Below are 22,828 nucleotides of genomic sequence, written 5' to 3' on the forward strand. Positions count from 1 at the left end.
TTTAGAAATTTACAATTCTATTGCTTTGTTCCAAATGCATTCTGTATTCCTTCATCCCATCTTTATGTTGTAAATATGGAGCGCCATTTTTATGGTTTGCCACACTTATTTCATACATATACGTAATGTGACGCGCAAGTTCTTTCCATGCAAAAAACAAAGAATGTTTTGGGTCATAAATATGTGTAGGCTCACTTGCAGCACCATTCAGTTCCACAACTGAAAAATGTAATCCTTGTTCTAATTCTTCAATTGTATTATACATCACATCCAATCTACCAAAGTAGAAACCTGGAATTTGCAGACACATTTCGTTGATGGTTTGTGTTAATTTGGGTGTAATCCAATGACTTCCATCAATGAATTTTGCACCTCGTGCATGATTTCCATAAGGCACCAAATTTAATTTTTCCCCTTTAGGAAGAATATCGAGTAGTTTTTTTCCGTATTCCTGTTTCAAAACCTTTAATTGCAGTTCGTACCGAGGATTTTCTTTGATTAATTCCTCTACGGTAGAGAATCCGTTTCCGGTAATAATCAAAAATTCTTTGGAAACTATTCCTGTAATTCTGCCCACTTTTTCATGAGGATAACGCACATAAAAAATTCCAACTTCATTATCAAACGGAATTAAATCCTGCACTACATAATCGAAATTTGCTTTTTCAGCATATTCTTTTAAATCTTGAACGGCATTGATTTTTTTGACCCCAGACCCTCGCAGTCCAATATCTGGTTTTGCAATCAAGGGATATTTTATTTTTGATACTTGAATCGTATTTAAAATTTCTTCAAGAGTGGTTCCTTCTTTTATTAATTCTGTTTTTGGGTAATACTGTTGTGGAATCAAATTGTAGATTTCTTTTTTGGACTCCATCATAAAACCGCCATTTTTTATGGTTGGATTAGAGGCATTGAAGAAAAAAATAGATTTTGCTTTGATGGAATAATAGGACCAAAGAAAATAAATTGGAATATAAACAATCTGGAAAGGCCAATATTCCCAATGGGTAATTTTATGAAAAAATAGTTTCAAATTAAGTTCTTTAAACGGTGATAAATGAGGTCGAAAAATCCTGTTGCGCAATCAAATCGTAATGCAATATAGCTACTTTATTTTTTTCAATAACCGCTTGCGTGATACTTAACGTTTTAATCTCGTCATTTCTATTAATGACCAAGCCATTTTCATCATTTCCTTCTTCGGTATAGCGATGAAAATCGTGCATTTTTGATTCGGAAATTTCAGAATTTCCATCCATAAAAGTATGAAACCAGTCGGCACGCTTTTCACGAATCGATGAGGAATACAAAGTCGATGAAGACCAAATATGATTTTGATGAATATTCAAAGGAGTTGTTCGCTTTTCTATTCCGTTCCAGCGCAATTGAAAAAGAGCGTTATCTTGAAATAAAACTAACGTAAAAGGTTCTATATTTTCCAAATCAATTTCGCTCCAGAAATCCTTTGGCGATAAGCTGCTGATCATATCTAAAACAATCAAGCCACGGCTTTTTCGATACGGTAGCTGTACTTCATGCTTTTCATCGGCACCATTTAAAAGCACCAAAATTACTCCATCTGCATTAGCAACAAACCAAGTTCCTCCTGCTTTTGGATCCTTTGGAAAAATAAGATTTTTTCCATTTACGGTATAACTTCTTGGTGGTATTGCACTCGGTCTTACTGTTTTTTCATCCCGATTTGAAGTAATGATAATTCTATCATTCGTTTTAACAAAACTTACTGTGCACATTGATTTCTATATTCTATGGTAGATCGAGCAACACCAAAATTAGGATCAATTGTTACTGTTTCACATTGCAAAATAGCTACTTTTATAAGCGCCTGATGGTGAATACAATGCTCCAAATTATATAGTAATTCTCTAAAGTAATTGCTTTCAATTCGAATTTCCTCTCCATCAATAATTTGCAACAACTCGATATTCTTATTTTTTTTATCTAAATTTTGTTGAATCAAGACGATGTTTTCAATGGCAAAAGCAGTATCCTTTTGAATACGAATATTTCTTTCTCTTTTGTCATAATTCACAATGCCTAAATCATATTGATTTTCTAAGCACTGAAACATTTCAATAATATGCCTTGTATGCTCACCAATAGTTGCATTACTTAATTCCGCACAAGAATTTGAATATTCATTTTGTGACAATTGCTTCAGCAAATCAATCAGTTCGTTTAAACTATTATTAATAGAAGGTATTAGCATATTTAAGTTTTAATTCAACAAATTCATCACTTTAGTTCTATCCTTAAAAACCAAAGTAATACAACAAAGAAAGGTAATTAGTGCCAAAATAAAAAGTGTACCACCATCATTTTTTACTTCAATCTCAAGCACAAACAGATGAGCAAAAATCGCACCAACCATGATGCCGCAACCCATTATAGCACCAAACAACGAAGTTCTTGGTATTAAAATCAAAATTACCGTAATCAACTCGGCAATTCCAGTACCAATTCTTCCATACGGTTCTATTCCCAAAGCCGAAAAAATATAAACCGATTCTTCACTAGCCGTAAATTTAAAATATAGTGTTTGCACTAAAATTACTGCTACCGTAAGTCTCAGCAACCAGAAAAACAGAGATAGTTTCATTATTTCTATTTTTTTATTTAACTATTTTATTCCAGTTTGTATCAGCCTTCATCATCAATCCAGATTCATTCTTGTTCCAGCTTTTCAATGTATTATTAAAGAAAGCATTGTAAAACAAATACAATTTTCCATTACTGATTTTGAAAGTCTCCGGATTTACTGACACTTTTTCATTAGAGTCGCCCATTGCAAAAGCGCACCAACCTCCATATTGCGGTTCAAATTTTGAAGGATTCTTCAAGAAATATTCTTTATTAACTGGCATCGAAAAATAATAAACCACGCCTTCATGCAATGCTGTTATTTCTTTTTTCCCTTTGACAGCTTTTCCTTGTTTGAAATAAGCCACAGGATCATATCCTTGAATAGCCACATTTTTTTCAAGATTAAAATGAGTTAGACGCTTGCTTTCTTTTTGTGCAAAGCCAGAAAGAGCAAACAATACAATTAGAACAAACAGTAGCTTTTTCATGATTATTTATTTAAAGATTTTGCAACAGCAATCAACAAATCATTTGAAATTCTATTTTTGAAATTTGGGGCGATGTGTTCAAATTCAATTTCAGCATTTACATTTAAAATAAACACCGCCGGAACAGGCAAAAAAGAATTATTCATACCATCAGAACCTTTAGCTATTGTAGCCTTATAATTTTCTGGAGCTTGAAATGCAATACCAACGGATTTCGATAATTTGCCTATGCTGTCAGATAATAATAAATAATTTAATTTTTCTTTATCATCTGTAACCTTCAAGTTTGCTGGAGCATCAGGACTTATAGCAATGATTTGATATCCTAAAGCTAGTAATTCTTTTTCGGCTTCAGCTAACGCTGCTAAATGAGCGTTACAATACGGGCACCAACCGCCACGGTAAAAAACTAAAACCGTCCTTTTTTTACTGATTAATTCCATTAAATCAACATCTGTATTATCTACAGATTTTAAAGTGATTGAAGGAATTTTTTCTCCAATAAGTAATGGAGCGATTTCTATTGCCTGTTTTGGTAAGTCATTTTGAGCATGAACTGATAATCCAATTGCAAATAAAGCCAGATAAATTATTTTTTTCATAGTGTTACATTTTGAAGTTGTAAAACTACTGTGCTATTTCGAAATGATTTGTCGGCTATGTTACAGTTCTACAAAAATAATTATAATTTACTGATGTCTGTTATAATGATTTCTTTCCTGTTGTAAATAATTGCACCATGCGTTTCCATTTCATTGAGTAATTGAGTAGCAGTTTGTCTCGAAGTACAAATAATTTGTGCAATATCGTTTTGGGTTAGGTAATTTTCAATAACCACGGTATTTTCAGTTCGTACCCCTTCTTTCTCCGCCCAATCTTTTAAGAATTGAAACAATCTTGTTTTAGCATCCTTAGAAATCAGATTAGAATAACTGTTCTTAATGCGTTTCATCTTTAGACCTACAAACTTGGTGTACGACAATGCCAGACTTGGATTTCTAAGTAATAAATCTTCAAAATCCGACATTAGAAAACTACAAATAGCCACATCATCAGAAAGCACTTTTGCATATTCATTGGACTGGCTGTCTGCTTCCAAAGTCAGTTCCCCAAATAAATCTCCTTTTTGAATAATATCTTTTATAGTCTCGTTTCCGTCTTCATCAACTGCAACAATCTTTATGTTTCCCTTTTTCAGTAAAAAAATTCTTGGTAAATCCGATGAAGAAAAATAAATAATTTCGCCTTTCTGCGCTTTTTTAAAACCGGTAATAATACACAATTGTCTGATTTGCCCAAAACTCAACGTTCTAAACAATTTGTGATCGCGCAAATACCAATATTTTAAATCTTCGTACATAAAAATTATTTTAGTAAATGTATTAAAAAAACAAAGCCCTTTCTAACCGAAATTAGAAAGGGCTTAAACAACTATTTTGTTCTCTTTACGAAACCAATCCTCTTGAAATCACAATTCGTTGAATTTCAGAAGTCCCTTCATAAATTTGCGTGATTTTAGAGTCGCGCATCATACGTTCCACATGATATTCAGCTACGTAACCATTTCCACCGTGAATTTGAACGGCTTCATTGGCCACTTCTAAAGCGATTTCTGACGCATATAGTTTTGCCATTGCTCCAGAGTGCGCAATATCCTTACCTTCATCTTTTTCGCAAGCCGCTTTCATTACCAATAATTTTGCGGCAGTAACTTTTACATACATATCAGCCAGTTTGAAAGCAATCGCTTGATGATTGAAAATTTCTTTTCCAAATGCTTTTCTCTCGTGCGAATATTTTAGTGCAATTTCATAAGCACCTGTCGCAATTCCTAACGCTTGTGATGCAATTCCAATTCTTCCGCCATTTAGCACATTCATTGCAAAAGCAAATCCAAATCCATCGGCACCAATTCTATTTTCTTTAGGAACTTTTACATCAGTGAACATTAAAGAATGCGTATCGCTTCCACGAATTCCCATTTTTCTTTCTTTTGGTCCAATATCAAATCCAGCCCAACCTTTTTCTACGATAAAAGCATTGATTCCTTTGTGTCCTTTTTCAATATCAGTTTGAGCAATTACAATGTACGTTGAAGCGGTTGATCCGTTTGTTATCCAGTTTTTAGTTCCATTTAATAAATAATGATCCCCTTTGTCTATCGCTGTTGTTTTTTGCGAAGTAGCGTCACTTCCCGCTTCAGGCTCTGACAAGCAAAATGCTCCAATCACTTCTCCTTTTGCAAGTGGCACTAAGTATTTCATTTTTTGCTCTTCATTGCAATATTTTTCAAGACCTGCACAAACCAAAGAGTTGTTTACAGACATGATTACAGCCGCAGAAGCATCAACTTTTGCAATTTCCGTCATTGCCAAAACATAGGAAATACTGTCTAAACCAGATCCACCATATTTAGGATCTACCATCATTCCCATAAAACCTAAATCGGCCATCATTTTCACTTGCTCCGTTGGGAATTTTGAATGTTCATCACGTTCAATAACACCCGGTAATAATTCTGCTACAGCAAAATCTTTAGCGGCTTGCTGAATCATTAAATGTTCTTCGGTTAGATTAAAATCCATATTTTTATTGTAAATTAAATGTTCTTAAATTTGTGCTCAAAAGTAATTATTAAATATCAGATTTCAAACGATTTCGTAAATTTAGCCTATGTTTAAAGAAAAGTATACCACAATAGGGGTCATGTCCGGAACTTCGCTGGACGGCGTAGATTTGGCACACATTGTTTTTACTGTAAAAAACAATAAATGGGAATTTCAAATTCTAGAATCTGAAACTATTTCTTATACAACAGATTGGTTAAACAAATTAAAAATAGCCGTCGATTTTTCTGAAGGGCAACTCGAAAAATTAAACCAAGACTATACGCAACATCTTGCTTCGATTATTTTAAGTTTTATCGAAAAATACTACATAAAAAATCTCGATGCCGTTTGTTCCCATGGCCATACTATTCTGCATCAGCCCCAAAACGGATTCACACTTCAAATTGGTAATTTGCCTGAAATCGCGGCTGTAATTAATCAAACCGTAGTTTGTAATTTTAGGGTTCAGGATGTGCAACTTGGCGGACAAGGTGCGCCTTTGGTTCCTATTGGCGACCGAATTTTATTTTCTGAATACGATTATTGCATGAATTTAGGTGGTTTTTCGAATGTATCTTTTGAAAAAAACAAAGAGCGAATCGCCTTTGATATTTCGCCTGTAAATACCGTTTTGAATTTTTATGCCAATCAATTGGGATTGGATTATGATGACAAAGGCAATATTTCGAGAACTGGAATTTGTAACGAAAATTTATTACAGGAATTAAACACTTTGGATTTCTACCAAAAGAAACATCCTAAATCATTGGGTTTCGAATTTGTAAAAGAAACAATTTTGCCTATTATCGAAAGCCACTCCATTTCCCTTGAAGATAAACTGCACACATTCACGGAACACGTGGCTTTGCAAATTGCTTTGGCTTTGCCCAATAAAAACGGAAGTCTTTTTATATCCGGCGGTGGCGCTTACAATGATTTTCTTATCGAGAGAATTCAGTACCATTTACCCGAAATGAAAATTATAATTCCGTCTGCAAAGATTCTGGAATTCAAAGAAGCGTTAATTTTTGCACTACTCGGCGTTTTAAAATTACGTGGAGAAATCAATGTTTTGAGTAGCGTTACAGGCGCAAGAATAGATCATAGCTCTGGAATGATTTATTATCCAAAATAAAATTAAAAATACATATTTCACATTATTCTATTTTTTATATTTGCCAAAATTAAACATATCGCAACAAATGAAAGATTTATTAAAGAAATTCGAAAATAAAGAACCTGAGATAGTTTTCCATTGGAAAGATGCTGAAACAGAAGCTGAAGGATGGACAGTCATCAATTCGCTACGTGGTGGTGCTGCCGGTGGTGGAACACGAATGAGAAAAGGGTTGGATATGAATGAAGTTTTGTCTTTGGCAAAAACCATGGAAGTGAAATTTTCAGTTTCTGGACCTGCTATTGGCGGAGCAAAATCTGGAATTAATTTTGATCCGAACGATCCAAGAAAAAAAGGCGTTTTACAACGTTGGTATAAAGCCGTTTCTCCATTATTGAAAAGTTACTACGGTACCGGTGGTGATTTGAACGTAGATGAAATTCACGAAGTAATCCCAATGACAGAAGAGTGTGGTGTTTGGCATCCACAAGAAGGCGTTTTCAACGGTCATTTCAAACCGACCGAAGCAGATAAAATCAATAGAATTGGGCAATTGCGTCAAGGTGTGGTGAAAGTGATTGAAAATCCAAAATTCTCACCTGATGTTTCCAGAAAATATACTGTTGCCGATATGATTACTGGTTATGGCGTTGCCGAAGCCGTTCGTAATTACTACACAATTTATGGTGGAGATGTAAAAGGAAAGAAAGCAATCGTACAAGGTTTTGGAAATGTAGGATCAGCTGCTGCTTTTTACTTAGCCGAAATGGGTGCTAAAGTAATTGGTATTATCGACAGAGATGGTGGATTAATCAACGAAGAAGGATTCACTTTTGAAGAAATAAGAGCTTTATTTCTTGCCAAAGACGGGAACAAACTGGTTGCCGAAAACATGATTCCTTTTGAAGAAATCAATCAAAAAATATGGACCATTGGTGCTGAAATATTCACTCCATGTGCCGCTTCCAGATTAGTAACTCAATCGCAAATTGACAGTTTAATCGCTAATGGTCTTGAAGTAATTTCTTGTGGTGCGAATGTTCCTTTTGCAGACACAGCAATCTTTTTTGGTCCAATTATGGAAGATGTAGATCATAAAGTGAGTTTAATTCCTGATTTTATTTCTAATTGTGGTATGGCTCGTGTTTTTGCTTACTTCATGGAAAAGAAAGTACAAATGACAGACGAAGCTATCTTCCAAGACACTTCAGAAATTATCAAAAAAGCAATTGAAAAAGCACATGCTTTAAACCCAAGTAAAACAAATATTAGTGCTACTGCTTTTGAAATCGCATTAAAACAACTTACTTAAAATAAAATAGTACTATTTCTATTTATCGGAACTGGGATTAAGCAGATTTAAAATCTATTTAATCCCTTTTCTTATTTCTAGTTTTAAATAAAAGCAAACTTATTTATATTCTGTCCGTAGCTTTTTACTCTTGACAATTTTTAGTACTTTTCAACGTTTTTTAGTAATACACTTTTTTAAATTTAAAATACAAATGAGTTCCACCATTTCATCAGATCAAAAGAAATCCTTAGCACTATCCATTCTTTTGTATGCGACAATGTTGTTAATTTTATTTTTCATCCGATTTTGGCCTCCTGCAAACATGGATGAACTTGCCGGTGGTGGAGGTGGCGGTGGCGTTACGGTAAATTTTGGCGACAGCGATTTCGGTTCGGGCGCGAATTATAAAAGCGAAGTTTTGGAAGTAAAAAACCAAACCAAACAAACGCCTGCAAAATCAACTCCAGAGGAAGCTATTTTATCTCAGGAAAACAGTACCGAAGAAAGTGTTGTGATTCCGACGAAAGAAAAAACTAAAAAACCAACAGTCGTTGTAAAAGAAGAAACGAAACCAGTGGTTGTAAAACCTAAAGTTTCTAACAATACAAATGATGCTTTATCCAGCATATTAAAAGGTTCCAATAAAGGTGGTGATGGTGATGACAAAGCCGCCGGAAACAAAGGGAAATCTAACGGAAGCTTGAGTTCTAACGGTTATTATGGAACTGGTGGTTCTGGTGGAGGAACAGGTGGCGGAAATGGTACTGGAACCGGAATAGGAACTGGCAGCGGTTATGGCTCCGGAAGCGGTGGCGGAACCGGAAGTGGTTCTGGCGGAGGAGTTGGATATTCTTTAGGAAACAGAAAAGCACTCTCTAAACCCGCACCAAAATATACGTGTAATGAACAAGGAAAAGTTGTTGTAGAAGTTTCTGTAGACAGAACCGGAAGAACCGTAAATGCAGTTGCCGGCGTAAAAGGAACAACGAATACTGCAAAATGTTTGTTAGACCAAGCCCGAATTGCAGCAATGAACACTAGATGGGATGCCAGTAGCGATGCACCGGAAAAGCAAGTCGGTAAGATTGTTTACAATTTCAATTTGAATTAAAAATTATATATTACTAAATAAAAAATGCCTCGATAATTCGAGGCATTTTTTATTTTTAAATCAGTTCAACTAGCACGATTATTTTGTAAAAACTCTTAATAACTTTTACTTTGGAGAAGTAGCTATTACAAACTTCAGATTGTTCTTCACTCCTATTTGCAGTACGTCAACTAAATCCTGTACTTGTAAATTGAACGGAATGCGAACAATAACCGTTTGGTCTTTCGATGAATCCATCTTAGACATCAAAGTTGTTTCGAGTTCTTCAAATGAAACAGGTTGCTTGTCGATATAGAATTTTTTATCTTCTGTGACAGATAAACTAATGTATTGCTTATTTGTTTTCTCATTGGACTGTGCTTTTGGCAACGTCATCTTGATAACATTAGGATTAGCCAACGTTGAAATAATCAAGAAAAACAACAACAGGAAAAACATAATATCACTCAATGAAGAAGTCGCGACCTCGGCATGAAATCTTCTTTTTCTTTTTATAGACATATTATGATCTTTGAATAATATTTACAAATTCTAATATTTGTTTTTGAATTTTTAAAGCAAAATTATCAATTTTGCCGTTTAATAAATGGTATCCGCTATAGGCAATAATACCAACGATTAATCCAGCACCACTACTGATCATTTTCTCATATAATCCTCCAGAAATATTACCGATACTAATATTTTCAGTTACCGAAATACTATAAAATATTTTAATAACTCCAGAAATAGTTCCAATAAATCCGAGTGTAGGCGCAATTCCGGCAATAAGTCCCAAATGACCTAAATGCTTTTCCATTCCTCCTATTTCGATATCTGCAGCACGATCCATATTGGATTCAATTTCAATGATGGGTCTACCAATAACCAGAATTCCTTCTTTGATGATATTTCCTGAAGCTGTACTATTTCTTTCAGCAATAGAACGAGCCAAATCGAGATTTCCTGAATTTAAATTATCGCGTACATCACGCATCAAAAGACTATCAATTTTTGATGCTTTGTTGATATACAAATAGCGTTCAATAATCAAATAAAAAGTGTAAAACAATAGAATCCCGATTGGAATAAGCCACACACCACCTTTTAAAAGGAATCCTAAAGTGGATATTTCGGCATTTGGATCAATTTTTTCGATAACTACGTTTGAAGCAGCGTTGGTAATGGTGTCGGCCTGTAATTGTATAAAACTAAACATATAATATTATTGTATTTTAATCATTAATTCTAAAAATTATTTCAATTTTGCACTAAAGATACTTTTCGATGTACTATTAAACTAAAAAAATCGAAAAATATTTTAAACAACTACTATTTTATTACAAAAATGAACTACCAGGAAACCATAAATTGGATGTTTAACCAGCTCCCGATGTACCAACTTCAGGGCGCTTCGGCGTATAAAAAAGATTTAACTAACACGCATTTGCTACTAGCGCATCTTGAAAATCCACAGGAAAAATTAAAATGCATTCATGTTGCAGGAACTAACGGAAAAGGTTCCAGTTCACATATGTTAGCATCGATTCTTCAGGAAGCGGGTTATAAAGTTGGATTGTACACTTCACCCCATTTAAAGGATTTTAGGGAACGTATAAAAATTAACGGAAAGGATATTTCCGAGGAATTTGTTACTGATTTCACCAATGAACACAAAAGTTTTTTCGAATCGAATGACATGAGTTTTTTCGAAATGACCGTTGGTTTAGCCTTCGATTATTTTGCAAAAGAAAAAGTAGACATCGCCGTTATAGAAGTGGGAATGGGCGGAAGATTAGATGCTACCAATATCATTACGCCATTAGTTTCGGTGATCACCAATATAGGACTGGATCACATGCAATTTTTAGGCAACACACTTGAATCAATCGCTTTTGAAAAAGCAGGAATAATAAAGCCAAATATTCCCATAATTATTGGCGAATATACTCCTGAAACCAAACCTGTTTTTTTGGCTAAAGCCAAAGAATGTAATTCGGAAATCTATTTTGCTGCTGATTTGATTTTAGAAACCTATTCTTCTGACTTAATTGGCGATTATCAAATTCATAACAAAAAAACTGTTTTACAAACTGTCAAAGTTTTAAATGTACAGAACGAATTTAAAATCACTTCCCAAAATGTAAAATCCGGCTTATTGAATGTGGTAAAAAATACCGGACTTCAAGGTAGATGGCAGCAATTAAGAGAATATCCAAAAGTTATTTGCGACACGGCACACAATAAAAACGGGCTAGAAATTGTTTTGAATCAAATCCAAAAAGAAGATTTTGATACTTTACATATTGTTTTGGGAGTTGTAAATGACAAAGATTTAGATGAAATCCTACCTTTGTTCTCTAAAAAAGCAATCTATTATTTCTGTAAGCCAAATATTCCTCGCGGCCTGGATGTTCTAATTTTAAAACAAAAAGCGGCTAGCTTCGACTTAAAAGGAGAAGTATACAATTCTGTTTCAGAAGCTTATCAAAAAGCACTGGAAAATGCAGAGACCAATGACTTCATATACATTGGCGGAAGTACATTTGTTGTCGCAGAAATATTATAATTTTTTTGCTTTTTGCTTGCAAATCTAGAAAAGTGGCGTATATTTGCACACGCAATAACGGAAACGAAAGTAACCAAATTGTTTAGGGCGATTAGCTCAGCTGGTTCAGAGCACCTCGTTTACACCGAGGGGGTCGGGGGTTCGAACCCCTCATCGCCCACAAAAAACTCCATTAGAAATAATGGAGTTTTTTTATGTCTAATAGTTTATGGAACACATTACTTACATCCTATTTAGCGGAATTAAAAATAGATATTATATTGGTTTAGGATCAAGTTCAAATATTTGATCAGTAGTAAAAGTTGGGGGTTATGCAAAAAGTTTAGACAACCTAAACAAGAAAAAAAAGACACGCAAAAAACTCCTTAATTTCTTAAGGAGTTTTTATGTTTATTTTTAAGATTACCAACCTTGAGTCAATCCATTCTTAACGACTTCTTCATATTTTTCTTTATCGAAACTATATAAATTTGGCGCTTTATGCGCGACATTACTTTTCTTTTCGTCCAGCTTTGTTAAAATGCCTATTGCCGTTATCTTACGTAAAAAATTTCTTCGGTCTAGTTTTCTGCCTAAAATGGTTTCATATAATTTTTGTAATTCCGGAATAGTAAATTTTTCAGGAAGTAAATTATAACCTACCGGCATTAGATTCAATTCCATTCGAAGGGTTTCTAATGCTTTGTCTAAAATTTCCTTATGATCTAAAACTAATTCAGGAACAGCATTATGATCGATCCACTCTACAATTTCATTTTTCCCGTCAGGCTGTGGAACTGTTTGTAAAAAATCGACTAAGGCATAATAACCAACCGTTACAAAACGGCTAGCATACCATTTCCCCTCGTCTAAAGGTATTCCGTAAAAATCTAAAACAGAATTACTAACATCAACATTACACCTTCTGGCTGCTCCAAAGGTGGAAAACTGCCTCAGAAAAATCCCTTTCAACCCTGTTCTACCATGTAAAACAGTGACAGCGGCCTCATCAATACCTTCATTTACAGACACAAAACCTCCTGGCAAAGCCCATTTATCACTGTACTTTGTTTTTATCAATAACACTTTGAGCTGATTGTCATGAAATCCGAAAATCACACAATCTATTGATAAACCTGGCTGATAGTCTTCCTTGTTATCTAAAATGGTTTTTAACATGTGATTTATTCTAGTAATTATACACCCTTTGAAAGACGCAATTTAGTTCATTTTTTTAAGAAAATAAAAGAAGGCCTAATTTTGAAAAACCGCCATACTTTGCTTTTGGTTTAAACCCAAAAAAATATTTCGGCAAAGAAACAAATCCATTTGACAAGAAAACACATTTAGACAAAAAAATAATAAAAAAAATCATTTATGAAAAAAAATTGTGAAATTTTATAGTAAATGCATTGTGAATCAAAAAAAGATGTACATTGCGTCAAAATAACACATAAGATTAGTTATTTAAAATAGTTACCAAAAAACAACCAAACTAAAGACTATGAAAAAAATCATTTTACTACTTATTGGACTTACATTGTCATCACAATCATATGCCCAAGCAGTAGATTACCGCGCTAAAGCAAAAAAATTAGTTTCACAAATGACCTTAGAAGAAAAAGCTTCTTTGTGTTCCGGTGAAACAGCGTGGTCAACAAAAGCAATTACCAGATTAGGCATTCCATCCATTTTTATGACTGATGGACCGCATGGTTTACGCAAAGCAGAAGGTTTCGATTTTACTAATAGTGTTCCTTCTACTTGCTTTCCAACAGCATCAGCACTTGCTTCTTCTTGGAATCCAGCATTGGCGCAAAAAATGGGTGAAGCCTTAGGAGTTGAATCTCAAGCTAACGATGTTCAAATATTATTAGGACCTGGAGTAAATATGAAGCGTTCGCCTCTTGGAGGAAGAAACTTCGAATATTTTTCTGAAGATCCAGTTTTAGCCGGAAAAATTGCTATTGGTTTTATAAATGGAGTCCAAAGTCAAGGTGTAGGAACTTCCATGAAACACTTTGCGGCAAACAGTCAGGAAGCAGAACGTATGTCTAATAGTTCTAATGTTGACGAACGTACTTTAAACGAAATCTATTTTCCAGCATTTGAAATGGCCGTAAAAGAAGCACAACCTTGGACAGTAATGTGTTCGTACAATAAACTTAACGGAACATATGCTTCTGAAAATTCTTATTTATTGAATCAAATGCTAAAAGAAAAATGGGGCTTACAAGGTTTTGTAGTTTCTGATTGGGGTGCAGTAAACGAAAGAGCTTTAGGAGTTAATTCCGGAATGCATTTAGAAATGCCTGCTAGTGGTGGTTTCAATGATAAAAAGATTGTTGAAGCAGTAAAAAAAGGAACTTTGGCGGAAGCCAGATTGGATGAAATCGTAACAGATTTACTTGCCATTACTTTAAAAGCAAAAGACAGCCACAAAAAAGGAATTGTTGTAGACAAAGTAAAACACAATGAATTGGCCAGACAAGTAAGTGGCGAATGTATTGTTTTATTGAAAAACGACAATGCGATTTTACCGCTAAAATCAGCTTTAAAAAAGATAGCTATTGTTGGTGATTTTGCAAAAAACCCACGTTATCAAGGAGCAGGAAGTTCACAAGTGCGACCTACACAAATAGTAAATGCACTGAATGAATTGCAAAAAATGGCAAAAGAAACTCAATTTTCGTTTTCAACTGGGTACAATACTGCAGGTGAAACGGATGATGCTAAAATTGCTGAAGCAGTTCAAAATACAAAAAATTCAGAATTAGTAATTGTTTTTGCAGGTTTACCAGACAGTTATGAATCAGAAGGTTTTGACAGAAACAACATGGACTTGCCTGCGGGTCACAACAAATTGATTTCAGAAGTAGCAAAAGTTAACAAAAACATTGTAGTAGTATTGATGAATGGCGCTGCTGTTTCTATGCCATGGAAAAACGATGTTGCTGCAATCGTTGAAGCGTATCTTGGAGGTCAAGCCGGTGGTGGTGCAATTGCTGATGTATTGACTGGAAAAATAAATCCTTCCGGAAAATTATCTGAAACTTTTCCTGCTCGTTTGGAAGACACTCCAACTGCAATGGATTTCCCATCAAAAGATGGAAATGCAAATTATGGTGAAGGTATTTTTATAGGCTACCGTTATTATGACAAAAAGAAAATCGAACCTAACTTTCCTTTTGGATACGGTTTGAGTTACACCTCTTTTTCGTACTCTGACATTAAAGCCAATACTACAACAGCTAAAGATTCTGATGCAATCACCATATCTGTAAAAGTAAAAAATACAGGTAAAATTGCGGGTAAAGAAGTCGTTCAGCTGTATGTTCATGAACAAGAAAGCGAAGTGGCAAGACCAGAAAACGAGCTAAAACACTTTGAAAAAGTAGCATTGCTAGCCGGAGAAGAAAAAACAGTTACATTTCAATTGACTTCACGTGATTTTGCTTATTTTGATTCAAAATCTCATGATTGGGCAATAAAATCAGGAAACTTTGACATCCTTATTGGAAGTTCCTCTCGTGATTTACCCTTAAAACAAACCATAGCTATTGAATCTACAAAAGCTGCAAAAATAGTGCTGACACGTGAATCATTATTTAAAGAATTCAAAAAATCCCCAAACAGTCAAGCGATATATGAACAACTAGTTCAAAGTTTCACTGGTGCGAATAAAAAACCAGAAACAGAAGATGAGAAAAAAGCAGCTTCATTTTTAGAAGCAATGTTAGCCGATATGCCAATTAACAAATTCCTTTTATTATCTGGAGGGAAATTCACGGAAGAAAATCTGGATGGTATTTTGAAAGCTGTCAACCAGAATTAAAGATTGTTATTAATTGTTGTTAAAAAAGTATTGAAAAAGAATTTAATTGGATATCGTCTATAGAGCACATCTAAATTAAATTCTCTCTTATCAAGTCTATTTCCCTAATTAAATACCATAACTACAAGTTCGTTAGGAAATAGATGTAGAGTCAATACTTTTTTTATCTAAAACTCAACTAAATCGACAGTATTCTTTGAAGTACTGCCGATTGAGTTTTTTTTATTTTACTAATTCAAAAGTCGTTTTCAAACGAATATCTGCAGAGGACGATCCAATCATTAAATCAAAATCTCCAGGCTCAGCAATCCATTGTAATGCGGTATTGTAAAAAGATACTTTTTCTTTGTCAATGATAAACTTCACCACTTTAGTTTCTCCAGCATTCAGTTTTATCTTTTGAAAATCTTTCAACTCAATTATTGGTCGAACCACAGATCCAACTTTGTCTCTCAAATACAGCTGAACCACTTCCTCACCTGCTACTTTTCCTGAGTTTTTTACATTTAATGAAACAGTAATCTTTTCAGTATTTTTAATTTTATTTTTAGATAATTTCAAATCTGAATATTCGAAACTAGTATAACTCAATCCATAGCCAAAAGGAAATCTAGGACTATTTTTTAAATCCGTATACGCCGAAACATAATTAAAAGCTGTTTCATTTGGAGCTGGTCTTCCTGTATTAAAATGATTGTAATAAATAGGAATTTGCCCTTCTTCCCTTGGAAAAGACATTGGCAATTTCCCCGAAGGATTGTAATCGCCAAACAAAACATCAGCAATGGCGTTTCCTGCTTCACTTCCTAACCACCATGTGTAAGCAATTGCAGGAACATTGTCTGCAGTCCAATTAAAAACAAGCGGTCTTCCGGCGTTAATTAAAACTACAATCGGTTTTCCAGTTGCTTGAATCGCTTTTACCAATTCTTCCTGAACTCCAGGCAGATGAATATTACTGCGACTTTTAGCTTCGCCACTCATATCTGCTCTTTCGCCAATACTCAAAATCACAACATCAGCTTGATTAGCAACAGCAATTGCTTCCGCAAAACCATCTTTGTTATCCCCTTCGATTTCACACCCTTTGGCGTAAAGCAACTTAGTTGAATTCCCTACTTTATTTTGTACACCTTCCCACTGCGAAACAACTTGTTTGTCATAATCCAGTTCTGGTAATTCCACTGCCCAAAAACCCATATTTTGTTTGTGTTCTTTAACCAAAGGACCAATAAAAGCAATCGTTTTTGTGTCTTTGGAAAGCGGTAAAATGTTTTTTTCATTCTTCAACAATACGATACTTTTTGCTGCAATATCTCTGGCTGCTTTTCTGTGCTCCGGATTGTTCAACGCAGCTTGTTCTCTCTCCGGATTGGAGTATTTATAAGGATTATCAAAAAGTCCTAATTCAAATTTTTTGCGTAAAATTCTTTTTACAGCATCATCAATCAAAGCAATTTGCACTTTATTTTCTTTAACTAATTCCGCTAAATAATATGGATATGCATTGCTTTCCATATCCATATCACTTCCTGCAGTTATGGCTTGTAATGCGGCTTCTTTATTGTCTTTTGAAAATCCGTGATTGACCATTTCTCCTATTGAACCCCAATCAGAAACAACGAAACCTTGAAAGTTCCATTTCCCTTTCAGAATGTCTCTTTGCAGGTATTTATTTCCGGTAGCCGGAATTCCGTTAATATCATTAAACGAATTCATAAATGTTGCGGCACCCGCATCCAAAGCTGCTTTGAAAGGAGGCAAATACGTTTCCCAAAGCATTCTTTCGCTCATATCAACTGAGTTGTAATCTCTCCCGCCAACAGCTGCTCCATAGGCTGCAAAATGTTTCACGCAAGCCATTACCGAATTGACATCTCCCAAATTTCCTTGAAAACCTTTGACTCTGGCGTAAGCAATTCTCGAACCTAAATAAGTATCTTCTCCAGCACCTTCCATCACTCGTCCCCAACGCGGATCACGAGCAATATCAACCATGGGCGCAAATGTCCAATGAATTCCACTTGCTGATGCTTCAACAGCAGCAATTCTTGCCGAAAGTTCCATCGCTTCTAAATCCCAACTCGCAGCTTCAGCCAAAGGAAGTGGAAAAGTAGTTTTGTATCCATGCACTACATCCTGACCAAATAACAACGGAATCTTCAATCGGGATTGCATCGCTAATTCTTGATACTGTCGTGTATATTTAGTTCCTAAAACATTCAACATTGAGCCAATTAAACCTTTTTTAATTTCGGTTTCTTTATTTGGATTTATCGTTATAGGTCCTGTCGCCTGATTATTTCCCGTATATTGATTGAGTTGTCCAATTTTCTCTTCGAGTGTCATTTGCTTTAGCAAAGCATTCACTTTTTGGTCAATTGTTTTTTGTTGGGAAAACCCAAGAAAACAAACCAATAAAAGAATTGTAGTTCCTATTTTTTTCATTTCAAATTTCTTTGTTGTTTCAGTAGCTATTAAAAATAGCATGAAACGAGTTTATAGTTTTGGATGTCTTTTATTTTTTTGACTTTTTAAATTCCAAAAAGTTCAAATTAAAATTTCCTTTTTCGAAACGCACTTTTACTTTATTCGTTCCTTGTTGTAAAACTACATTTTTTAAGGTCACGGTTTTCCAATTATTTATCACACCTGATGATGGAATTGTTATTGTTTCAGAAATTCTCCCGTTTTTATCTTCTAAATAAAGTTTTCCACCTGCCGCATTACTTGCATAGCGAACAGCAACATCAAAAGTAGTTTTGGATTTTACCTCAACGGTGTATTGCAACCATTCACCATCCTCAATAAAAGCTACTTGGAATCCATTTGAAATAACATCCGTACACGACTCAATATCAACACCATCATTTCGCATCATTCCGCCTTTGTTCCATTTGGTAAATTTAGTCCCATCATAATTCGCGATATCTTTATCCAAATAAGCAAATCCGTTTTGTCCTAAATCATATTCTGTTGCGAATACTTTCCCGGGCAAAGAATGGTTTTTATATTTCTTAGTTTCCGTAGTTTGGATTTGTCTGAACATCGCATCTATTACATCATATCTGATGGTCAGGTTTTTCATTTTGAAATTTTCAGCAATTTGCATTAATGCTTTTTTGGCAAAATCAACCGTAGGCTTAGCGCTTTCATTATTCCAATATTTCAACAATTGATCGTATTCAGGCGTTTTTGTAACCGAAGTAACTCCCGCTAAATTTTCGATTTTTTTCATAGGCCAAAAAGCCCAACCAATGTTATTTGTCTCCACTAAAGAGATAGCTTCCTTAAACCAAACATTAGAGTTTTCTCCACTTTCTCCCAACCAAATTGGTACATTGTATTGCGTTCTGTAATCCAGCATTTTTTGTATCGAAGCCACATCGTTTTGATTCCAATATTTATGAAAACTCAATGCCATATTTTCATCCCAAAGCGGAAACATGCCATTGTAATTATTCCCCCAACAATTCCCTTCAATGAAAATTAAATGATTTTTATCGATGGCCCGAATGGCATTTGTGCCTCTAACCTGCAAAGCTCTTAAAGGCGAATTTGAAGTTTCATCGCAACCATTTTGATTCGTTCCCGTAAAATTCCAATTGGGCTCATTGATAATATCATACGCTCCTATCCAAGGATTGTCTCTGTAACGCTCTGCTAATTTTTTCCAAAGCTCAACCATTTTATCCTGGTTGGCGGTACTTTCCCAAAGTGATGGTTTTGCAGGATTATAATCAGATATATTGGCATCTTTTCCTTGGCCACCCGGAGCTGCATGCAAATCCAAAATCAAATATATTTTATTGGCAGCACACCATTTCAATAACTCATCGGTCATTTTGAAACCTTCTTCTAGCCAAGTATTCTGACCAGAAACTGCTTCTTCTTCAAGAGGTAATGTATATAAATTGTAATGCATCGGTAAGCGAACGGAATTGAATCCCCAAGCCGCCAATGAATCAACATCTCTCTTAGTTATTCCATTTGCTTTATAAGCATCATAAAATTCTTCGGTGTTTTTAGCACCAATTATATCCGCTATTTTTTGTTTAATCACATGTTGAGGACCTGCAAATGAACCGGTTTGAAGCATATATCCTTCTTGAACCATCCATCCGCCCAATCCCAAACCGCGCAACACAATATTTTTACCATTTCCATCGACAATTTCTTGTCCATTTCTATGTAAAAAACCCTGTCCAAACGAGGCAATTGAAAAAGAAATAAAGGCTATTAAAACTGTTTTTTTCATACAATTAGTTTTATAAAAACAGTTTATAAATTAATATACTAATGTTTGAATCCCGTGAGCAGGAATTACAACAACTGTTTTCTCAGTGGCAATAATTAAATTATACGTCACGCTTTTATCACTTTGATTCATCACCACAGTAACCATTTTTCCATCTTTATTCAGGAATGACGTACTTATCAAACTGCTTCGGCTTACCGCTGTGCTGACTCTTTTAGCATCTGGTCGAATGAATTTTGAGAAATGCCCAATATAATAATACGAGGGTGTATAGATTAATTCTCCCGAATTGGTATCGGCATGAATAGGTGCAAAACAAAAATTCCCTACGTGATTTGGCCCACCGTTTTGGTCTAAAAGGATGTTCCAATCTGTCCAACCCACAGTTCCATTATTAAAATCGTTAATCATAGACGTTCCATATCGTTCTCCGTTTGCCCAGAATTGATATTTCTTAGCATCAAATTTTTCGACACAACCTTCTGTAAATAATAAATTTTTAGACGGGTAGGCTTCGTGTACTTTTCGAACATTATCAAACATTGGTTCTCCTCCAGCCCAAGTTTCGTACCAATGAAATCCCATTCCCCAAGCATATTTTGAAGCTTCCGGATCTGAGAAAATAACATTCGCTCGCTGGTTCATCAAATCACGGTTGTGATCCCAAACCACAATTTTTTTATCTCCTAAACCTTCTTTTTTCATTGTTGGTCCCAGAAAATTTTTCAAAAAATCTCTTTCAGCTTCCGCAGAATATACGCATGATTCCCAAGTTTGCGTTGCCATAGGTTCGTTTTGAACAGTTAATCCCCAAATTGGCATTCCTTCTTTTTCATACGCTTTGATAAATTTTGTGTAATAATTTGCCCAAGACTGGTAATATTCCGGAAGTAAAGTTCCTCCTTTTAGCATGCTACCGTTACTTTTCATAAAAGCAGGTGGGCTCCAAGGCGAAACATAAAGCAATAATTTCCCGCCAGCCGTTTTTATGGCTTCTTTAAGCATTGGAATACGATATTGTCTGTCGTGATCAATGTTGAACGTTTTTAAATCCTTGTCTCCGTCTTTGATATAGGTATAACTTCCGCTAGAAAAATCAGAACTGTGGATAGTGGTTCTCAATAAGGAATACCCAATTCCTTTTTCTTTATTATAGTAGGCGTTCAAAAGTTCCTGTTGTTTCTCTTTGCTCAATTTTGCAAAAACCTCAGCGCTGGCATCGGTTATTGCTCCACCAATTCCCATGAAATTTTGGAATGTTTTTTTAGGCTCCACAAAAACAGAAATCTCTGTTTCCAAAGGTTGTTTTGAACTACTAAAACTCAATTTATCGGTTTGTGTCAATCGTAACTTTGTGTTTTCTGCTGTAGTATAAACGGTAATCGTTTTATCTTTAGTAGAAAAAGACACTTGTTTTGTTTTATTTTTTTGCTGCGAAAAAGCCAAAAAAGTCACTGCTAAAAGGGCTACTGTCGTTATTCTTTTCATGATAGAAATTATTATGCTATTGTTATTTTACCAGATATACGTTCCTACTGAACCTGCTTCCAGTGAAGTTGTTATCCAATTTCCATTGTATTTAATGTTAAAAATTTCGGAAGTGTTTCCGTCATTTTCAACAATTAAAACTTTTTTTCCACTAGGCGTTTTAAAAGCCACATTATTCAAATTTCCACTAAAGTTACTCGAAATTCTCACAGAACCTGCAGGAACAAATTTAGAAGCATGAGCAATGATATAATATCCTACATTTCTTGTAAAACTATCACTGCTGTTAATCGTCAATGCGCCTTTGCAAGTAGTACAACCTCCCGGAGTATTTGGTCCAAAAGAAGCGTTATTGGCTAAGTTCCATTCTAATGCTGTTTTACTCCAATTGCGCATCGAACCTATAATTACATTTTTTACATGCCATTTCAAATCACCTTCAAAACTTCCTGTAGAAGACGTGTATTGCTCCGTGAAATAGATGTTTTTATTGGGAAAAGCACTGTGAACTGTAGACAAGGCACTGATATCTCCTTCGTACAAATGAAAGGCAGAACCATCAACGTAGGGATTCGCTCCTGGATCATTCAACACTGCGATAGGATATTCGGGTTTGTTGCAATTATGGTCATACGCTACAATTTTGGTTGCCAAATTTGCAGCTTTGAAAGCTGGCCCTAAATGATTTTTTATAAAATCAGCCTGATGCAATGCAATCATCAACATACTTGGATTATTGCCGGGATGCAATGGTTCGTTTTGTGGCGTAACAGCATCAATGGTAATTCCTTCGGCTTTCATTGTTTGAATGTATTTCACAAAATATTTTGCATAAACTGCGTAATATTCGGGCTTTAAGCTTCCGCCAACAAAACCATTATTATCTTTCATCCAGACTGGTGGCGACCATGGAGTTGCCATAATTTTAATATTTGGATTGATTGCTACAATTTCTTTTAGCATTGGAATCAAATCCGTTTTATCTGGTGCCAAACTAAAATTATCCAGATTTAAATCCTTTTGTCCGCTTGGCAAATCGTTATAAGTAAATGGCGCAGCATTCAAATCTGACGCGCCAATACTAATTCTTAAATAACTAATGGAAATTGAATTAGCATCAGAGCCAAATAATTCTTTTAATAATTCTTGTCTCTTTTGTGTGTTTAATTGATTGATAACCTGAGCGCTTCCTCCCGTTAAAGTATATCCGAAACCATCGATTGTTTGAAACGTTTTAGCATCATCGATCTCAATATTAGCATAGGTATTATAGGTTGTATTAAATGAAAGAATTGATGTTTGCTTTTGAAGTGTTACGCTTTGATTGCCTTTTGTCAACCAAAAATCCATTTCATTTGTCACTGCTGCAGGCGGATTTGGCGTTGGCTTTGGAGCCGGATCGGCAAGATCTCCAGACGGAGAACATTTTGACATAAGCAGCGTCAGGGTTAATACAACTAAAAATTTCATAGTGTTTTTTATAGTGTTCATAAT

At 35.0% G+C, this 22,828-nt stretch carries 20 protein-coding genes and 1 tRNA gene; 6 read left to right on the plus strand and 15 right to left on the minus strand.

Features of this window, described 5'->3' with window-relative positions:
- Nucleotide 1: 1 nt before the first annotated feature.
- From ACNQF8_RS08755 to ACNQF8_RS08790, 8 genes are all read right to left on the minus strand, one after another.
- Nucleotides 2–1,036, minus strand: a complete 1,035-nt coding sequence (locus tag ACNQF8_RS08755) for a D-alanine--D-alanine ligase (RefSeq protein WP_417952045.1) — start codon at nucleotides 1,034–1,036, stop codon at nucleotides 2–4.
- A gap of 10 nt (nucleotides 1,037–1,046) precedes the next feature.
- Nucleotides 1,047–1,757, minus strand: coding sequence for an NRDE family protein (locus ACNQF8_RS08760; protein WP_417953253.1), 711 nt, complete (start codon nucleotides 1,755–1,757; stop codon nucleotides 1,047–1,049).
- Complete coding sequence (locus ACNQF8_RS08765; RefSeq protein ID WP_417952047.1) at nucleotides 1,745–2,233, minus strand: DinB family protein; 489 nt, start codon at nucleotides 2,231–2,233, stop codon at nucleotides 1,745–1,747. Before ACNQF8_RS08765 ends, ACNQF8_RS08760 begins: the two co-directional genes overlap by 13 nt.
- Nucleotides 2,234–2,242: 9 nt before the next feature.
- Nucleotides 2,243–2,623 (minus strand): DoxX family protein, encoded by a 381-nt coding sequence (locus ACNQF8_RS08770; RefSeq protein ID WP_417952048.1) that lies wholly within the window; start codon nucleotides 2,621–2,623, stop codon nucleotides 2,243–2,245.
- Between the two features lie 13 nt (nucleotides 2,624–2,636).
- Nucleotides 2,637–3,095, minus strand: a complete 459-nt coding sequence (locus tag ACNQF8_RS08775; protein ID WP_417952049.1) for a YHS domain-containing (seleno)protein — start codon at nucleotides 3,093–3,095, stop codon at nucleotides 2,637–2,639.
- A 2-nt stretch (nucleotides 3,096–3,097) separates the two neighbouring features.
- Complete coding sequence (locus ACNQF8_RS08780) at nucleotides 3,098–3,697, minus strand: peroxiredoxin-like family protein (RefSeq protein WP_417952050.1); 600 nt, start codon at nucleotides 3,695–3,697, stop codon at nucleotides 3,098–3,100.
- Nucleotides 3,698–3,777: 80 nt separating this feature from the next.
- Entirely contained in the window at nucleotides 3,778–4,455 is a 678-nt protein-coding gene (locus ACNQF8_RS08785) for a Crp/Fnr family transcriptional regulator (protein ID WP_417953254.1), read from the minus strand.
- A gap of 85 nt (nucleotides 4,456–4,540) precedes the next feature.
- Complete coding sequence (locus ACNQF8_RS08790; RefSeq protein ID WP_417953255.1) at nucleotides 4,541–5,680, minus strand: acyl-CoA dehydrogenase family protein; 1,140 nt, start codon at nucleotides 5,678–5,680, stop codon at nucleotides 4,541–4,543.
- Nucleotides 5,681–5,768: 88 nt separating this feature from the next.
- Between ACNQF8_RS08790 and ACNQF8_RS08795 the strand changes: the two genes are divergently transcribed.
- From ACNQF8_RS08795 to ACNQF8_RS08805, 3 genes are all read left to right on the plus strand, one after another.
- Nucleotides 5,769–6,839, plus strand: coding sequence for an anhydro-N-acetylmuramic acid kinase (locus ACNQF8_RS08795; protein WP_417953256.1), 1,071 nt, complete (start codon nucleotides 5,769–5,771; stop codon nucleotides 6,837–6,839).
- A gap of 67 nt (nucleotides 6,840–6,906) precedes the next feature.
- Entirely contained in the window at nucleotides 6,907–8,133 is a 1,227-nt protein-coding gene (locus ACNQF8_RS08800) for a Glu/Leu/Phe/Val dehydrogenase dimerization domain-containing protein (RefSeq protein WP_417953257.1), read from the plus strand.
- Between the two features lie 193 nt (nucleotides 8,134–8,326).
- A complete protein-coding gene (locus ACNQF8_RS08805; RefSeq protein WP_417953258.1) occupies nucleotides 8,327–9,226 on the plus strand; it encodes an energy transducer TonB in 900 nt (299 codons plus the stop codon).
- Nucleotides 9,227–9,331: 105 nt separating this feature from the next.
- Here the strand turns inward: ACNQF8_RS08805 and ACNQF8_RS08810 are convergent, their stop codons facing one another.
- Together ACNQF8_RS08810 and ACNQF8_RS08815 are read right to left on the minus strand one after the other, a co-directional pair.
- Nucleotides 9,332–9,727 carry an ExbD/TolR family protein gene (locus tag ACNQF8_RS08810; RefSeq protein ID WP_099713490.1) on the minus strand — a complete coding sequence of 132 codons (396 nt, stop codon included), beginning with the start codon at nucleotides 9,725–9,727 and terminating at the stop codon, nucleotides 9,332–9,334.
- 1 nt (nucleotide 9,728) lies between these two features.
- A complete protein-coding gene (locus tag ACNQF8_RS08815; protein WP_417952056.1) occupies nucleotides 9,729–10,424 on the minus strand; it encodes a MotA/TolQ/ExbB proton channel family protein in 696 nt (231 codons plus the stop codon).
- Between the two features lie 129 nt (nucleotides 10,425–10,553).
- Here ACNQF8_RS08815 and ACNQF8_RS08820 point away from each other — a divergent pair, with 129 nt between their 5' ends.
- Nucleotides 10,554–11,774 carry a bifunctional folylpolyglutamate synthase/dihydrofolate synthase gene (locus tag ACNQF8_RS08820; protein ID WP_417953259.1) on the plus strand — a complete coding sequence of 407 codons (1,221 nt, stop codon included), beginning with the start codon at nucleotides 10,554–10,556 and terminating at the stop codon, nucleotides 11,772–11,774.
- 85 nt (nucleotides 11,775–11,859) lie between these two features.
- Nucleotides 11,860–11,934: transfer RNA gene (locus tag ACNQF8_RS08825), tRNA-Val, on the plus strand.
- A 242-nt stretch (nucleotides 11,935–12,176) separates the two neighbouring features.
- On the opposite strand, the gene ACNQF8_RS08830 is transcribed toward ACNQF8_RS08825, so the two are convergent.
- A complete protein-coding gene (locus tag ACNQF8_RS08830) occupies nucleotides 12,177–12,932 on the minus strand; it encodes an NUDIX hydrolase (protein ID WP_315210859.1) in 756 nt (251 codons plus the stop codon).
- Between the two features lie 325 nt (nucleotides 12,933–13,257).
- Here ACNQF8_RS08830 and ACNQF8_RS08835 point away from each other — a divergent pair, with 325 nt between their 5' ends.
- Nucleotides 13,258–15,588, plus strand: coding sequence for a glycoside hydrolase family 3 C-terminal domain-containing protein (locus ACNQF8_RS08835; protein ID WP_417953260.1), 2,331 nt, complete (start codon nucleotides 13,258–13,260; stop codon nucleotides 15,586–15,588).
- Nucleotides 15,589–15,810: 222 nt separating this feature from the next.
- On the opposite strand, the gene ACNQF8_RS08840 is transcribed toward ACNQF8_RS08835, so the two are convergent.
- The 4 genes from ACNQF8_RS08840 to ACNQF8_RS08855 form a co-directional block, all read right to left on the minus strand.
- Nucleotides 15,811–18,036 (minus strand): glycoside hydrolase family 3 N-terminal domain-containing protein, encoded by a 2,226-nt coding sequence (locus tag ACNQF8_RS08840; RefSeq protein ID WP_417953279.1) that lies wholly within the window; start codon nucleotides 18,034–18,036, stop codon nucleotides 15,811–15,813.
- Nucleotides 18,037–18,106: 70 nt separating this feature from the next.
- Entirely contained in the window at nucleotides 18,107–19,846 is a 1,740-nt protein-coding gene (locus tag ACNQF8_RS08845; RefSeq protein ID WP_417952059.1) for a cellulase family glycosylhydrolase, read from the minus strand.
- A 30-nt stretch (nucleotides 19,847–19,876) separates the two neighbouring features.
- Nucleotides 19,877–21,334 carry a glycoside hydrolase family 30 protein gene (locus ACNQF8_RS08850; RefSeq protein ID WP_417952060.1) on the minus strand — a complete coding sequence of 486 codons (1,458 nt, stop codon included), beginning with the start codon at nucleotides 21,332–21,334 and terminating at the stop codon, nucleotides 19,877–19,879.
- A 27-nt stretch (nucleotides 21,335–21,361) separates the two neighbouring features.
- A complete protein-coding gene (locus ACNQF8_RS08855) occupies nucleotides 21,362–22,825 on the minus strand; it encodes a glycoside hydrolase family 30 protein (protein WP_417953261.1) in 1,464 nt (487 codons plus the stop codon).
- Nucleotides 22,826–22,828: the final 3 nt, after the last annotated feature.

Source organism: Flavobacterium labens, assembly GCF_048286755.1.
Taxonomy (GTDB): domain Bacteria; phylum Bacteroidota; class Bacteroidia; order Flavobacteriales; family Flavobacteriaceae; genus Flavobacterium.